Consider the following 15,395-nt stretch of genomic DNA (forward strand, 5'->3'; position numbering starts at 1 on the left):
CATGTCGGTATCACCTCGTCCGCTCACGATAGGTATTGTCGCCGGAGAAACCTCCGGCGATATTCTCGGCGCAGGTTTAATGCGCGCACTGAAAGAAAAATATCCGGATGTTCGTTTCACCGGGGTTGCCGGTCCGCTGATGCAGGCGGAAGGCTGTGAAACCTGGTATGAAATGGAAGAGCTGGCCGTGATGGGCATTGTGGAAGTGCTGGGTCGTCTGCCGCGTCTGCTCTCCATCCGCCGTGATCTCACCCGCCGTTTCCGTGAACTGAAGCCGGATGTTTTTGTCGGCATTGATGCGCCGGATTTCAATATCACCCTGGAAGGACGGTTAAAATCTTCCGGGATCAAAACGATCCACTATGTCAGCCCGTCAGTCTGGGCGTGGCGGCAGAAGCGGGTCTTTAAAATCGCCAAAGCGACCAATTTGGTGCTGGCTTTCCTGCCGTTCGAAAAAGCATTTTACGATAAATACAATGTGCCGTGCCGCTTTATCGGCCATACCATGGCGGATGCACTGCCGTTACAGCCGGATAAAGCCGCTGCCCGTGATGCGCTGGGGCTGGATCCGTCCGCGCCGTGTCTGGCAATACTGCCGGGCAGCCGTCACGCGGAAGTGTCGATGCTCAGCGACGACTTCCTGAAAACCGCGCAATTGCTGCGGCAATCGCTGCCGGATTTACAGATTGTGGTGCCGCTGGTGAATGCGAAACGCCGGGCCGAGTTTGAAGCTATCAAACAGGAAATTGCGCCTGAACTGGATGTGCATCTGCTTGATGGCCATGCCCGTGATGCCATGATTGCCTCGGATGCCGCATTGCTGGCATCAGGTACGGCAGCACTGGAATGTATGCTGGCGAAATGCCCGATGGTCGTGGGCTACCGCATGAAGCCGTTCACGTTCTGGCTGGCGAAACGGCTGGTCAAAACCCCGTATGTGTCATTGCCGAATCTGCTGGCAGGGCGCGAAATCGTGCCGGAACTGTTACAGGATGAGTGCCGCAGTGATCTGCTGGCAAATGCACTGCTGCCGCTGTTGCAGGGCGGTGAAGCCGTGGATAAACTCAGAGAAACCTTCCTGGAACTCCATCAGAAGATCCGTCTTGATGCGGATAATCAGGCGGCACAGGCCGTATCAGATATAGCGAGTAATTAATGGATTTTGTTTATCCGGACGCGGCACTGATTGCCGGTGTCGATGAAGTCGGCCGCGGGCCGCTGGTCGGCGCGGTGGTAACCGCTGCCGTTATTCTTGATCCGCAGAACCCGATCGACGGTCTGGCGGATTCCAAAAAGCTCACGGAGAAAAAACGTGAGCGCCTGTTTGCTGAAATTCAGGAAAAGGCACTGTACTGGAGCATAGGCCGCGCTGAAGCGGCTGAAATTGATCAAATCAATATTTTGCAGGCCACATTCCTGGCGATGCAGCGGGCGGTTGCCGGGTTACCGGTGCGTCCGGGTTTTGTGCTGGTGGACGGCAACAAAGCGCCGGATTTTGGTGTCCCTGCTCAGGCAGTGATCAAGGGCGACGGGCTGGTACCTGAAATCAGTGCGGCATCGATACTGGCAAAAGTCACGCGGGATCGCGAAATGGCGGAGCTGGATAAACAATTCCCGCAGTACGGATTTGCAAAACACAAAGGTTACCCGACGGCGCTGCATCTTGAGATGCTGGCACAGTATGGGGTGACAGAGCATCACCGAACCAGTTTTGGCCCGGTCCGCCGCGCGCTGGCCGGTATCAGTCAGTGAGGATGGCGTAATGGCGGAACCGCGTTTTATTCATCTTAATATTCACAGCGACTATTCCATGATTGACGGACTGGCGAAAACCGGTCCGCTGGTCAAAAAAGTGGCGTCGATGAATATGCCGGCGATGGCGATTACGGACTTCACTAACCTGTGCGGACTGGTGAAATTTTACGGCAGTGCGCACGGCGCCGGGGTGAAACCGATTGTCGGTGCGGACTTCCTGATGGAAAGTGAGCTGCTGGGTGACGAACCGGCATCACTCACGATTCTGGCACGCAATAATACCGGTTATCAGAACCTGACCCTGCTTATCTCTGAAGCCTATCAGAAAGGCTACGGTTCACTGGGGCCGACCATTCAGCGCGACTGGCTGGTTAATCATAAAGAAGGGCTGATTATTCTCTCCGGCGGGCGCAAGGGGGATGTCGGTAAGTTTCTGCTGCGCGGTAATCATGTCCTGGTGGAGCAGGCGCTGGAATTCTGGCAGACCCACTTCCCGGACAGCTTCTATCTGGAGCTTATCCGTACCGGTCGCCAGGATGAGGAAAGCTATCTGCATGCTGCGGTACAGCTGGCAACGGAGAAATCCCTGCCGGTGGTGGCGACCAATGATGTCCGCTTTATCAGCAGTGAAGATTTTGACGCCCATGAAATACGCGTTGCTATTCATGACGGTTATACATTAGCGGACCCGAAACGTCCGAAGCTCTACAGCCCTCAGCAATATCTGCGCAGTGAGGACGAGATGTGCGAGTTGTTCGCCGATATCCCGGAAGCACTGCAGAACAGCGTCGAAATTGCTAAGCGTTGTAACGTCACTATCCGTCTCGGCGAGTATTTCCTGCCGCAGTTCCCGACCGGGGATATGAGCACGGAAGATTATCTGGTCAAACGCTCGCAAGAGGGACTGGAGGAGCGCCTGGCGTTCCTGTTCCCGGATCCGGAAGTGCGTGCGCAGCGCCGCCCGGAATATGACGAACGTCTGGATATCGAACTGAAAGTGATTAACCAGATGGGCTTCCCCGGCTACTTCCTGATCGTGATGGAGTTTATCCAGTGGTCGAAGGATAACAATGTGCCGGTAGGGCCGGGACGTGGTTCCGGTGCCGGTTCACTGGTGGCGTACTCCCTGAAAATCACTGACCTGGATCCGCTGGAGTTCGATCTCCTGTTCGAACGCTTCCTGAACCCGGAACGTGTTTCCATGCCTGACTTCGACGTCGATTTCTGTATGGAAAAACGCGACCGCGTGATTGATCACGTGGCAGAGATGTACGGGCGTGATGCCGTTTCCCAGATTATTACCTTCGGTACCATGGCGGCAAAAGCGGTGATCCGTGATGTCGGTCGTGTGCTGGGGCATCCGTACGGGTTTGTTGACAGAATTTCCAAACTGGTGCCGCCGGATCCCGGTATGACACTGGAAAAAGCCTTTGCGGCAGAGCCGCAGCTCGGCGAGGTGTATGAAGCCGATGAGGAAGTCAGGGCGCTGATCGACATGGCGCGTATCCTGGAAGGGGTAACGCGTAACGCCGGTAAACACGCCGGTGGTGTGGTGATCGCGCCGACAAAAATTACTGATTTCGCGCCGCTTTACTGCGACCCGGAAGGAAATAACCCGGTCACACAGTTTGATAAAAACGACGTGGAATATGCCGGTCTGGTGAAGTTTGACTTCCTCGGTCTGCGCACACTGACGATTATTGACTGGGCGCTGGGCATGATTAACCCGCGCAATGAGAAAAAAGGCAAGCCGCCGGTGGATATCGCGGCTATCCCGCTCGACGATCAGAAAAGCTTCGATATGCTGCAACGCTCGGAAACCACAGCGGTTTTCCAGCTTGAATCCCGCGGTATGAAAGATTTGATCAAACGTCTGCGTCCGGACAGCTTTGAAGACATGATAGCCCTGGTGGCGCTGTTCCGTCCCGGCCCGCTGCAGTCGGGCATGGTGGATAACTTTATCGACCGTAAACACGGACGTGAGGCTATCTCTTACCCGGATGTGGAATGGCAGCATGAATCCCTGCAGCCGGTACTGGAACCGACGTACGGCATCATCCTCTATCAGGAACAGGTGATGCAGATTGCCCAGGTGCTGGCGGGCTATACCCTGGGCGGCGCGGATATGCTGCGCCGTGCAATGGGTAAGAAAAAGCCGGAAGAGATGGCAAAACAGCGCTCGGTATTTGAAGAGGGCGCAGTCAAAAACGGCGTGGATGCCGAACTGTCCATGAAAATCTTTGACCTGGTGGAAAAGTTCGCCGGTTACGGATTTAACAAATCTCACTCCGCTGCTTATGCACTGGTTTCCTATCAGACACTGTGGCTGAAAGCACATTATCCGGCGGAATTTATGGCTGCCGTGATGACGGCGGATATGGATAACACCGAAAAAGTCGTCGGGCTGGTGGATGAATGCTGGCGGATGGGGCTGAAAGTCCTGCCGCCGGATATCAACAGCGGACTGTATCACTTCCATGTCAATGATGAAGGTGAGATAGTCTATGGTATCGGTGCGATTAAAGGTGTCGGCGAAGGCCCGATCGAAGCAATTCTGGAAGCCCGTAAGGACGGGTATTTCAAGGATATTTTTGATTTGTGTGCCCGCACGGATACCAAAAAACTGAACCGCCGCGTAATGGAAAAACTCATTATGTCCGGCGCGTTTGACCGTCTGGGGCCGCACCGCGCTGCGCTGATGTCCTCACTGGAGGATGCGCTGAAAGCCGCGGATCAGCACGCCAAAGCGGAAGCTATTGGTCAGGCGGATATGTTCGGGGTACTGGCGGAAGCACCGGAGCAGGTAGAGCGCTCTTATGCCAATATTCCGAAATGGCAGGATGAAATTATCCTTGAAGGGGAACGGGAAACACTCGGACTGTATCTTACCGGACATCCGATAAACCGTTATCTGAAGGAAATTGAACGCTATACTCATGGTTTACGTCTGAAAGATGTTAACCCGACACCGCGCGGTCAGATGACCACGGTCGTCGGTCTGGTGCTGGCTTCCAAGGTGATCACCACCAAACGGGGAAACCGGATTGGTGTCTGTACCCTCGATGATCGTTCCGGCCGGCTGGAAATTATGCTATTTTCCGATGCACTGGAACGTTACCAGCATCTGCTCGAACAGGATCGTATTCTGATCGCTTCCGGGCAGGTCAGCTTTGATGATTTCAGCGGCGGGCTTAAAATGGTGGTCAGGGAGCTGCTGGATATCAGTGAAGCACGCGAAAAATATGCGCGCGGGCTTGCTATCTCGCTCACGGACGGGCAAATTGACGAACAACTGCTGCACCGGCTGCGCGGTGCCCTTGAACCGCACCGCTCCGGGACAATACCGGTTCACCTTTATTACCAGAAGGACGATGCCAGAGCGCGGATGCGTTTCGGTGCCACCTGGCGGGTCACCCCGACCGATACCCTTCTGACGGATCTGCGGACTCTGCTGGGTAATGAGCAGGTAGAATTAGAATTTGACTAAAATAGGAACATTATGAGTCTTAATTTTCTGGATTTTGAACAGCCGATTGCCGAGTTAGAGGCGAAAATTGATTCGCTGACCGCGGTCAGCCGCCAGGATGAATCACTCGATATCAATCTTGACGAAGAAGTTGAACGCTTACGGGCGAAGAGTCTGGAACTGACACGTAAGATTTTCGCTGACCTGGGTGCCTGGCAGATTGCTCAGCTGGCACGCCATCCGCGTCGTCCGTATACCCTGGATTACGTCAAACTGATCTTTACCGATTTTCAGGAACTGGCAGGCGACCGTGCATATGCGGATGACAAAGCGATTGTCGGCGGGATTGCCCGTCTGGACGGTCGTCCGGTGATGATTATCGGCCATCAGAAAGGCCGTGAAACCAAAGAGAAAATCCGCCGTAACTTCGGCATGCCGGCACCGGAAGGTTACCGCAAAGCCCTGCGTCTGATGGAATTGGCAGAGCGCTTTAATCTGCCGGTGATCACCTTTATCGACACTCCGGGGGCCTATCCGGGCGTGGGCGCGGAAGAGCGCGGCCAGTCCGAGGCGATTGCCCGTAACCTGCGTGAAATGTCCCGTCTGAAAGTACCGACTGTCTGCACCGTGGTCGGGGAAGGCGGTTCCGGCGGTGCACTGGCAATTGCAGTGGGCGACAAAGTGAATATGCTGCAATACAGCACTTACTCTGTTATTTCACCGGAAGGCTGTGCCTCGATTCTGTGGAAAAGTGCCGATAAAGCGCCGATCGCCGCAGAAGCGATGGGTATCACTGCACCGCGTCTGAAAGAGCTGAAACTGATCGACAATGTGATCCCTGAGCCGCTGGGCGGCGCGCACCGTGATTATGAAGCGGTTGCCGCATCCCTGAAAGCACAGATCCTGTCTGATCTGGAAGAGCTGGATAAACTGGACAGCGAGTCTCTGGCTAATCGCCGCTATGAGCGCCTGATGAGCTACGGCTACTGCTGATAACCGGTTGTGGATACTGCCTTTTGTGAATCACTGTCTGCCGTGTTCCGCCGTGTGTTTGCCTCTCAGCAGGCAATCCTGGCGGGACTGAGCGGCGGGCTTGATTCCGTTGTCCTGCTGCATGCTCTGCGGCAGTGGCAGACCACTGAGCGCCCGGCGCTGCGGTTGCGGGCAGTCTACATTCATCACGGATTAAACCCGCTGGCAGATGACTGGGCAGAACACTGCCGGACATTCTGCGGCTCACTCTCTGTTCCGTTTCAGGTGTGCCGCGTGCAGGTGGATCCCCGCAAAAAAGGGATCGAAGCTGCCGCCAGAGATGCCCGCTATCAGGCTTTCCGCGAAGTCATCGCCACCGATGAGGCGCTGGTAACCGCGCAGCATCTGGATGATCAGAGCGAAACCTTTTTTCTTGCCTTAAAACGCGGCAGCGGCCCTGCCGGTCTCTCTGCTATGCCGGAACAGATGGCATTCGGTGCCAATCCGCTGATCCGTCCGTTACTCTCCTTCAGCCGTGCTCAGCTCGAACAGTATGCGCACTATCATCAACTATCCTGGGTCGAGGATGACAGTAACCAGGATCGCCGTTATGACCGCAACTTTCTGCGTCATGCGGTATTACCGCAACTGAATGCCCGCTGGCCGCACTTTGCTCAGGCGGTTTCCCGCAGTGCTGCACTTTGCGGTGAGCAGGAAGCCCTGCTGGATGAATTGCTGCTGCCGGAGCTTATGCAGTTAACAGATGCTGATAACGGGTTGTCTTTTATCCCGCTGCTCAGCGCAGGGACGGCAAAACGTAATGCTGTACTGCGCCGCTGGCTGAAGCACTGTGGTGTGCAGATGCCGTCACAGCACCAGCTGGCTCTGCTCTGGCAGGAAGTGGCACTGGCGAAACCTGATGCGGAACCGGGCTATTATCTGAAACCGGTCACTATCCGCCGTTATCAGAACAAATTGTATGTAACAGAAAAAACAGCCGGATTATCAGAATACTGTCTGCCGTGGGATCTGCACTCTGCATTGTTATTGCCGGATGATGCCGGGATTTTACGGGTGGCGGAAGCGGTCACTTCTCCGGACAGAGTTTCTGTGGTGCGTCCGCCGCGCCCGGATGAACAGGTGGCGGTCCGGTTTGGTTTGCAGGGGCATTATCATATCTGCGGTCGTGATCGCGGGCGGTCAGCCAAAAAGCTGTGGCAGGAGTCCGGCGTTGCGCCCTGGTTGCGCGAACGCACACCGCTGCTCTGGTACAACGATACGCTGATAGCGGCGGTCGGGGTATTTGTCACGAAAGAGGGCAAAGCGGATGAGGCAAAACTGATGATTATGCAGGAGAAAAGCAACCCCGCGGACGGGGTTGCAGAGTTATTCAGGACGGTGAGTGATCAATAACCACTGTTCCCAGTTCGGGATGACTGAAGCTGACAATCGAGTCCAGACGAAGCTCCCGCAGTTCGTTGTCAATCGTAACAACGAGGTATTCCACTTTCTTCCGGAGCACCAAATCGGTCGCTTTTCCTGTCAGAACATCGCCCCCCTGTAAGGTCACTTCCAGTACCATATGATGCTGGCAGGCCAGTTCGAGGTTGTCATAGTCATCACAATTAATTGGTTGATATTCGTTTTCTGCAGACATATTCCCTCACCATACTTTCGCTTGCGGTATCATCCGCGGATGGTTATTCAAATAGCCTCATCGCTCCCAGCAGACTATATCATAGTTATCATATTGGCTATTACTGATTACATTTTATTGTCGGCAAAACATATTGTTTATCACTGTTTTGAATAAAATCATTGCCAATTTAAAAATAAAAATGCGTAATTGTCTGAAAGCGCGTGAATATACAAAAACTGACAATCATTTTGCTAACATTACCGCATCTGATGTTCAGGGGGAAACATGAAAAATCTGACAAAACTCTTATTGGCGGCAGGCATTTTCAGCATTACGGCCTGTAGTTCGACAGTGGTTGTGCCACCAACGCCGGAAGTCCATGTTCTTGACCGTGCCTATAATGGTGTGGTTCCGTGTGCCGATTGCTCCGGCATGGATGTGACCGTTTTACTGGAAGGTGACGGCACCTATGTTATGCAGCGCACTTATCTGGAAACCCGCGACGGCAACCAGACCTTCTTTGAAACCGGGACCTGGGCGAAAGACGGTGAGAAACTGCGCCTGACCGATACCGCCGGGCAGCGTGCTTACTATGATCCGCAGGATAAATCGCTGGTGATGCTGGATATCGACGGCAATCCGGTTAAATCGGATCTGAATTACACCCTGAAAATGGTGAAACCGGTACAGCTGAAAGGTGAATACCGCTATATGGCAGATGCGGCAACCTTTAAAGATTGCCAGACCGGCGTGGTTTACGCGGTACCGGGCAATATCGGCTTAGAGCAGGGTTACGGTAAGCTGGGTGTTGAAGGCGGTAAACCTGTCTATCTGGAAGTGGAGGGGTATTACACCATCCGTCCGTCCATGGAAGATGGCCAGTTTGATCAGGCACTGATCCAGACCGGTAAATCCGTACTGGATAAATCACGCGGCTGTCAGTAAGTTCTCTGAATCCCGCAGATATAAAAAAGGCTGAACAGATGTTCAGCCTTTTTGTATTCACAGCACTGATAATCAGGCAGTGATGATTTTCTCTTTCAGCACACTGACAACATCGTCCAGCGCGATCAGGGATTTATCTTCGCTGCGGCGGTATTTGTATTCCACCACACCGCTGTCGAGGTTGCGATCACCGATAACGATGGTATGCGGGATCCCCATCAGTTCCATATCAGCAAACATCACACCCGGACGCTCTTTACGGTCATCAAAGATCACTTCAATGCCCTGAGCGGTCAGGTCAGCGTAGAGTTTTTCCGCTACTTCTTTCACGCGGTAAGATTTGTGCATATTCATCGGCAGCAGAGCAACCTGGAACGGTGCAATCGCATCCGGCCAGATAATCCCGCGATCATCGAAGTTCTGCTCAATCGCTGCCGCGACAATACGGGTCACCCCGATACCGTAGCAACCCATAAAGACCACTTCGTTGTGACCGGCTTCGTTCTGAACTGTCGCTTTCAGTGCTTCGGAATATTTTTTACCGAGCTGGAAGATATGACCGACTTCAATCCCGCGCTTGATCATCAGCGTGCCTTTGCCGTCCGGGCTCGGGTCACCGGCGACCACATTACGGATATCCGCCACTTCCGGCAGAGCAGCATCACGCTCCCAGTTGATACCGAAATAGTGTTTACCGTCGATATTGGCACCGGCACCGAAATCACTCATCATGGCAACGGTACGATCAGCGACTACCGGCAGCGGCAGATTCACCGGCCCCAGTGAACCCGGGCCTGCATTCACGACTGCACGGATCTCTTCTTCTGTCGCGAACTCCAGCGGAGCAGCAACCAGCGGGTGTTTTTCTGCTTTCACTTCGTTGAGTTCGTGATCACCGCGCACCAGCAGTGCAACCAGTTTGTGGCCGCTCTCTTTGCTGCCGTGAACAATCAGGGTTTTGACGGTTTTCTCAACCGGCAGATTAAACTGTTCGACCAGCTCCGCGATGGTTTTCGCGTTTGGTGTATCAACCAGTTCCATTGCTTTCTGCGGCGCAGGGCGCTCAGTAATGTTGCAGACCGCTTCCGCCAGTTCAATATTGGCGGCGTAATCGGACTCAGAGGAGAAAATCACATCATCTTCGCCGCTCTGTGCCAGGACCTGGAACTCGTGGGATGCACTTCCGCCGATAGAACCGGTATCTGCCATTACTGCACGGAAATCCAGACCGATACGATTGAAGATTTTACTGTACGCCTGATACATCGTATCGTACGTTTCCTGCAGTGAATCCTGGGTCAGGTGGAAAGAGTACGCATCTTTCATGATAAATTCACGGGAGCGCATCACACCAAAACGCGGACGGACTTCATCACGGAATTTGGTCTGGATCTGGAACACATTCAGCGGCAGCTGTTTGTAAGATGTCACTTCGTTACGGATGATGTCCGTGACCACTTCTTCGTGCGTCGGACCCAGCACAAACTGGCGATCGCCGCGGTCGGTGATACGGAGCAGCTCCGGACCGTACTGTTCCCAGCGTCCGCTCTCCAGCCATAAATCTGCGGGCTGAACCACCGGCATGGAGATTTCCAGTGAACCGGCATTTTCCATCTCTTCACGTACGATTTTTTCAACTTTGCGTAATACGCGGACACCGGTCGGCATCCAGTTGTACAGACCTGAAGCAAGTTTACGGATCATCCCGGCGCGCAGCATCAGCTGATGACTGACCACTTCGGCGTCAGCAGGGGTCTCTTTCAGAGTAGAGAGCAGATATTGGGTAGTACGCATTATTTAGGTTCCATTAGAACGACAAACATGTCTTATCGCAGAGGTATTCTGCGCAGAAGTGAAATTAAGCCTGACAGTTTACCAGTGACTGCCGCGCCCCAAAAGGGGTTTAGCGTTTTTCCAGACTGATGACTTCGGTCACGCCGTCACGGATATGCCAGCGGACATTTAAATCCAGCAGATGGACCGCATAGATTTTATCGTCAGCCTGTTGTTTTTTATACGCCGGACGCGGATCCTGCGCCAGTACCTGAGTGATAAAACGCGCCAAATCAGGATATTGTGCGGCCTGAGCCGTTATGAATTGCTGTGCCGCAGTACTGAATACGACCGGCATATCGGCAGGCGGCTCTTCCTGCGCAAAACCGGCCAGTGCGCCGGGTACGGATTCAGCATAGGGCAGATAGGGTTTGATATCCAGCACCGGTGTGCCGTTAAGCAGATCCAGGCTGCCGAGGGAGAGATACGCCGTATCGCCGTCGTAACAGACTTTTTTCAGTTCAACCAGCGACATCCCGATTGGATTCGGGCGGAAGGTGGAGCGGGTGGCAAACACACCCATTTTGGCATTACCGCCAAGGCGCGGCGGACGTACCAGCGGACGCCAGCTGCCGGCAGGAATATCATGGAAAACAAAGATGACCCATACGTGACTGAACTGTTCCAGTCCGCGCACACAGTCGGCGTGATTATAGGGAGCCACAAAGTGCAGTTCCCCGGTACCATCCTCAACCAGCCCCGGCTGGCGCGGAATCGCAAATTTTTCCTGCCACGGTGAGCGGATAAACCCCACGGGCGAAAATGAAAACTCAGACATCATCAACCTTAATCGCAGTACCTTCGCATACCGCCAGCTGCTTACAACCCTGCGCGGGGTTCACGGCACACTGGTGGAGTAACACGGCATCTGCTTTCAGTTTTCCGGCCCGGTACAGCATTTGCTTACGGGCTGCCGGAATACCGGACTGTGCAGGGTTTGCCGCTTCCCGGCAATTCTGACCCAAAACCACGCCAAGGTCACGGAAAGGTTTACCCAGCAGTTCTTCCGGATGGAGATAGAGTTTGACGCGTGATGCTGCGGATGTTGATTTGGCTTTTTTACCGGCCGGTTTTTTCAGCCGCATATCGGCGTATTGCGCTTGTTCCTGCTCAGAATGGCTCTGACGGAAAGAACATCCCGCGATGAGAAGAGCAAGCAGGCTGATAATAAGCACTCGCATGAAAAGAGATCCTCTGGCTGCACAAAACAGAAAGCAATGGCAGGTGAAATATTATTATTTATATGCTGAACATTTAATGATTATAACAAAATAAAAAGGGTGAACAATTGTTCACCCTCAGTGTAATATTCTTTGATTAAAGATAAAAGAACTTAGCAGTTATTCTGAATTCCCGGTCTTTTACCAGCCTTTCACCGCACCGCCGTTGAAGACTTTATCTGCTTCATTAAAGACTTCATCTGACTGATATGCCTGAACAAACTCTTTCACCGCTTCGCTGTCTTTATTATCTTCACGGGAGACAATAATGTTGACGTAAGGTGAATCTTTATCTTCGACAAATAAACCGTCTTTGGACGGGGTTAAGTTGATCTGGCTGGCGTAAGTGGTGTTGATCACAGCCAGGTCGATCTTATTATCATCCAGTGAACGCGGCAGCTGCGGGGCTTCCAGTTCGATCAGTTTCAGACCTTTCGGGTTTTCAACCACATCAAGCACGGTCGGCAGCAGACCGGTGCCTTCTTTCAGTTTGATTAATCCCTGCTTCTGTAATAACAGCAGTGAACGGCCGAGGTTAGTCGGGTCATTCGGCAGAGCAACCTGTGCGCCGTCCTGTAACTCATCCAGTGATTTGATTTTCTTTGAATAACCGGCAATCGGATAAACAAAGGTATTGCCCACTGTTGTTAATTTGTAGTTACGGTCTTTAATTTGCTGATCCAGATACGGCTTGTGCTGGAATGCGTTCAGATCGATATCACCACGGCTGAGAGCTTCGTTCGGCATGACGTAGTCGTTGAACGTGACCAGTTCCACATTCAGGCCGTATTTGTCTTTGGCGACTTTTTTCGCCACTTCCGCCACCTGCTGTTCAGCTCCGACGATCACGCCGACTTTGATACTTTTCGGATCTTTTTCATTCTGTCCGCAACCCGCCAGCACTAATGAACCCAGCAAAGCACCGGCAACGACAAGCGATTTTAATTTAAAAGCCATCTTTTCTTTCCTCGTTCTGTTTAATACGCGTTCGCAGTCAGTGCGGCGCGGGGAGAGTCTTATTTGTGGGTAACGGCCTTAACCAGACGATCACCACATACCTGAATAATAAAGACCAAAACAACCAGCAATGCCAATACCGTATTCATAACGACTGCGTTATATCCGACATAACCATACTGATAACCAATCTGACCTAACCCGCCTGCACCGACAGCACCACCCATTGCGGAGTAACCCACAAGTGTGATCAGCGTAATGGTCGCGGCATTGATCAGTCCCGGTAATGCTTCCGGCAGCAGGATCTTGCTGACAATCTGTAATGGTGTGGCACCCATTGCCCGTGATGCTTCAATCAGTCCTGACGGGATCTCCAGCAAGGCGTTTTCCACCATACGGGCAATAAACGGTGCAGCGCCGACAGTCAGCGGCACAATGGCGGCCTGTAACCCGATAGATGTACCGACGACTAACCGGGTAAACGGAATCATCCATACCAGTAAGATAATGAACGGAATCGCGCGGAAGATATTGACCAGCACGGACAGGGTCCGGTACAGGCTTTTATTATCCGCAATTTGCCCCGAACGGGTGATATACAGCAGTACCCCCACCGGCAGGCCGATTAAAAATCCCAGAAAACCGGATGCAAATGTCATGACCAGGGTTTCCCAGATGCCTTTAACTAACAGTAAAATCATTCCTTCAGACATAACCGAGAACCTCTGTTTTTACGTGGTGTTCTTTCAGAAAATCAATGGCCGCTTCAACATCCTGCGGGCTGTTGCCGTCCAGTTCTGCCAGCATGACACCAAATTTCACACCGCCCGCATAATCCATCTGAGAACTCAGAATGCTGATATCAATATTGAATTTGCGTGATGCAATCGAGATCAGCGGCGCATCGACAGACTGACCACCAAACTCCAGTTTCAGCAGCGGCCCCAGGCCTTCCGCCGGTTCCGGTTTCAGGCGTGCCAGATAATCTTCCGGCACATCCAGGTGCAGCGTGGATTCAATAAAGGCCTGTGCCACCGGCGTTTTCGGATGAGAGAACACTTCACTTACCGTATTCTGCTCAATCAGCTGTCCGCCGCTGATAACCGCCACCTGGTCACAGATGCGTTTCACCACATCCATCTCATGGGTGATCAGCAGGATAGTTAACTCCAGCCGGCGGTTGATGTCTTTCAGCAGTTCCAGAATCGAACGGGTGGTTGCCGGATCCAGGGCGCTGGTGGCTTCATCACACAGTAACACCTCTGGTTCGTTTGCCAGTGCGCGGGCGATAGCCACACGCTGTTTCTGACCACCGGACAGATTTGCCGGATAAACATCCCGTTTGTCAGACAGACCGACCAGGTCAAGCAGCTTCACAACCCGTTTTTCAATTTCCGCTGCCGGTACGCGATCCAGTTCCAGCGGCAGCGCGATGTTCCCGAAAACAGTACGGGAAGACAGCAGGTTAAAGTGCTGAAAAATCATTCCGATGCCGCGACGGGCACGGGTTAACTCTTTATCGTTCATCTTAGTGAGGTCACGGCCGCCGACGAGTACCTGTCCGGATGTCGGCCGTTCCAGCATATTCACACAGCGGATAAGCGTACTTTTCCCGGCGCCGGAAGCACCAATCACACCGTAAATCTGTCCTTGCGGGACGTGCAGGTTAATATCAGAAAGTGCCTGTATTTCGCGATGACCCTGCTGAAAAACCTTATTTATATTCGTCAGCTTTATCATGTAATTATTATTACCTTGTTACGTGAAACTGGTTGTTCACCAGATGATTTTCGGATGTTAAGATGTCTGGACGGCTAAGTCAACAGGATTTAGTTATCAGGCCGCATTCTCATTCCGTATCAAATAAGCGATACTAAATACATTATTGATGACGGACTAAGAGTGTAACCATGGGTATCCCCGCAGTATTTCTGGACAGAGACGGCACCATTAACGTAGATACCGGCTATCTCCATGAGATTGATGATTTTCAGTTTATAGAGAACGCGATTGAAGCAATGCAGGCCATCAAGCAGATGGGCTACGCTTTAATCATAGTCACAAATCAGTCGGGTATCGCCCGCGGTATGTTTACCGAAGATCAGTTTATGCATCTGACAGAGTGGATGGACTGGTCTCTGGCGGATCGCGGCGTTGATCTGGACGGTATCTATTATTGTCCTCATCATCCGGAAGGGACTGTCGAAGAGTTTCGTCAGGAGTGCAACTGCCGTAAACCGGCGCCGGGTATGCTGCTGGATGCACAGAAATTCCTGAAGATCGATATGAGTAACTCTTATATGGTAGGGGATAAGCTCGACGACATGCTGGCCGGACGGGCTGCCGAAGTGGGTACAACCGTATTAGTACGCACCGGTAAACCGGTAACGGAAGACGCTGAAGCGGCGGCAGATATTGTGATTAACAGTATCGCGGATTTACCTGCACTGCTGAAACCCGTACAAAAAAGCGCAAAATCACCTAAAAAGTAACCCGATTGGGTGTTTTATCTGCAAACAGAAAAAAAGTTGAAATAAACACTTGCGTGATCTCAGCGAGTGTCTATAATGCGCCACCACTGACACGGAACAACACGCTGACAAGCGGT

General features: G+C 52.6%; 14 protein-coding genes. 7 read left to right on the forward strand and 7 right to left on the reverse strand.

Translation table 11 applies throughout. The features are described from left to right. The first annotated feature begins 1 nt into the window (after nucleotide 1). Genes lpxB through tilS form a run of 5 tightly spaced genes read left to right on the forward strand, consistent with a single transcriptional unit; the run spans nucleotide 2 to nucleotide 7,606 of the window. The gene (gene lpxB / locus AB7038_RS13355) at nucleotides 2–1,156 is read left to right on the forward strand and encodes a lipid-A-disaccharide synthase (protein WP_369453470.1); all 1,155 of its coding nucleotides are present in this window, start codon (nucleotides 2–4) and stop codon (nucleotides 1,154–1,156) included. Continuing rightward, nucleotides 1,156–1,752, forward strand: a complete 597-nt coding sequence (gene rnhB / locus AB7038_RS13360; protein ID WP_262883678.1) for a ribonuclease HII — start codon at nucleotides 1,156–1,158, stop codon at nucleotides 1,750–1,752. Before lpxB ends, rnhB begins: the two co-directional genes overlap by 1 nt. Nucleotides 1,753–1,762: 10 nt before the next feature. Further along, nucleotides 1,763–5,242: a DNA polymerase III subunit alpha gene (gene dnaE / locus AB7038_RS13365; protein ID WP_369453471.1), complete on the forward strand. Its 3,480-nt coding sequence runs from the start codon at nucleotides 1,763–1,765 to the stop codon at nucleotides 5,240–5,242. Between the two features lie 12 nt (nucleotides 5,243–5,254). Then, nucleotides 5,255–6,214: an acetyl-CoA carboxylase carboxyl transferase subunit alpha gene (accA, locus tag AB7038_RS13370; protein WP_004237239.1), complete on the forward strand. Its 960-nt coding sequence runs from the start codon at nucleotides 5,255–5,257 to the stop codon at nucleotides 6,212–6,214. Between the two features lie 9 nt (nucleotides 6,215–6,223). Beyond that, nucleotides 6,224–7,606 (forward strand): tRNA lysidine(34) synthetase TilS, encoded by a 1,383-nt coding sequence (gene tilS / locus AB7038_RS13375; protein ID WP_369453472.1) that lies wholly within the window; start codon nucleotides 6,224–6,226, stop codon nucleotides 7,604–7,606. Here tilS and rof read toward each other — a convergent pair. Then, complete coding sequence (gene rof / locus AB7038_RS13380) at nucleotides 7,584–7,850, reverse strand: Rho-binding antiterminator (protein WP_004237241.1); 267 nt, start codon at nucleotides 7,848–7,850, stop codon at nucleotides 7,584–7,586. The two genes, tilS and rof, sit on opposite strands and share 23 nt — an antisense overlap. A 267-nt stretch (nucleotides 7,851–8,117) precedes the next feature. Here rof and nlpE point away from each other — a divergent pair, with 267 nt between their 5' ends. Next, nucleotides 8,118–8,777 carry an envelope stress response activation lipoprotein NlpE gene (gene nlpE / locus AB7038_RS13385; RefSeq protein WP_004237242.1) on the forward strand — a complete coding sequence of 220 codons (660 nt, stop codon included), beginning with the start codon at nucleotides 8,118–8,120 and terminating at the stop codon, nucleotides 8,775–8,777. A 72-nt stretch (nucleotides 8,778–8,849) separates the two neighbouring features. Here nlpE and proS read toward each other — a convergent pair whose 3' ends face one another. The 6 genes from proS to metN form a co-directional block, all read right to left on the reverse strand. Beyond that, a complete protein-coding gene (gene proS, locus AB7038_RS13390; RefSeq protein WP_368889727.1) occupies nucleotides 8,850–10,571 on the reverse strand; it encodes a proline--tRNA ligase in 1,722 nt (573 codons plus the stop codon). Nucleotides 10,572–10,680: 109 nt separating this feature from the next. Further along, entirely contained in the window at nucleotides 10,681–11,388 is a 708-nt protein-coding gene (gene tsaA / locus AB7038_RS13395) for a tRNA (N6-threonylcarbamoyladenosine(37)-N6)-methyltransferase TrmO (RefSeq protein WP_214271568.1), read from the reverse strand. After that, nucleotides 11,381–11,791, reverse strand: coding sequence for an Rcs stress response system protein RcsF (gene rcsF, locus AB7038_RS13400; protein ID WP_024474940.1), 411 nt, complete (start codon nucleotides 11,789–11,791; stop codon nucleotides 11,381–11,383). Before rcsF ends, tsaA begins: the two co-directional genes overlap by 8 nt. A gap of 180 nt (nucleotides 11,792–11,971) precedes the next feature. Continuing rightward, complete coding sequence (locus AB7038_RS13405; protein WP_025153738.1) at nucleotides 11,972–12,787, reverse strand: MetQ/NlpA family lipoprotein; 816 nt, start codon at nucleotides 12,785–12,787, stop codon at nucleotides 11,972–11,974. A gap of 59 nt (nucleotides 12,788–12,846) precedes the next feature. Then, on the reverse strand, nucleotides 12,847–13,500 hold the full coding sequence (locus AB7038_RS13410) for a methionine ABC transporter permease MetI (RefSeq protein WP_004242237.1): 654 nt from the start codon (nucleotides 13,498–13,500) through the stop codon (nucleotides 12,847–12,849). Continuing rightward, complete coding sequence (metN, locus tag AB7038_RS13415) at nucleotides 13,493–14,527, reverse strand: methionine ABC transporter ATP-binding protein MetN (protein ID WP_369453473.1); 1,035 nt, start codon at nucleotides 14,525–14,527, stop codon at nucleotides 13,493–13,495. Before metN ends, AB7038_RS13410 begins: the two co-directional genes overlap by 8 nt. Nucleotides 14,528–14,697: 170 nt before the next feature. Here metN and gmhB point away from each other — a divergent pair, with 170 nt between their 5' ends. Continuing rightward, nucleotides 14,698–15,279 (forward strand): D-glycero-beta-D-manno-heptose 1,7-bisphosphate 7-phosphatase, encoded by a 582-nt coding sequence (gene gmhB, locus AB7038_RS13420; protein ID WP_072872110.1) that lies wholly within the window; start codon nucleotides 14,698–14,700, stop codon nucleotides 15,277–15,279. The last annotated feature ends 116 nt before the right edge of the window (nucleotides 15,280–15,395 follow it).

This window comes from Morganella morganii, from assembly GCF_041099235.1.
Classification (GTDB): domain Bacteria; phylum Pseudomonadota; class Gammaproteobacteria; order Enterobacterales; family Enterobacteriaceae; genus Morganella; species Morganella morganii_E.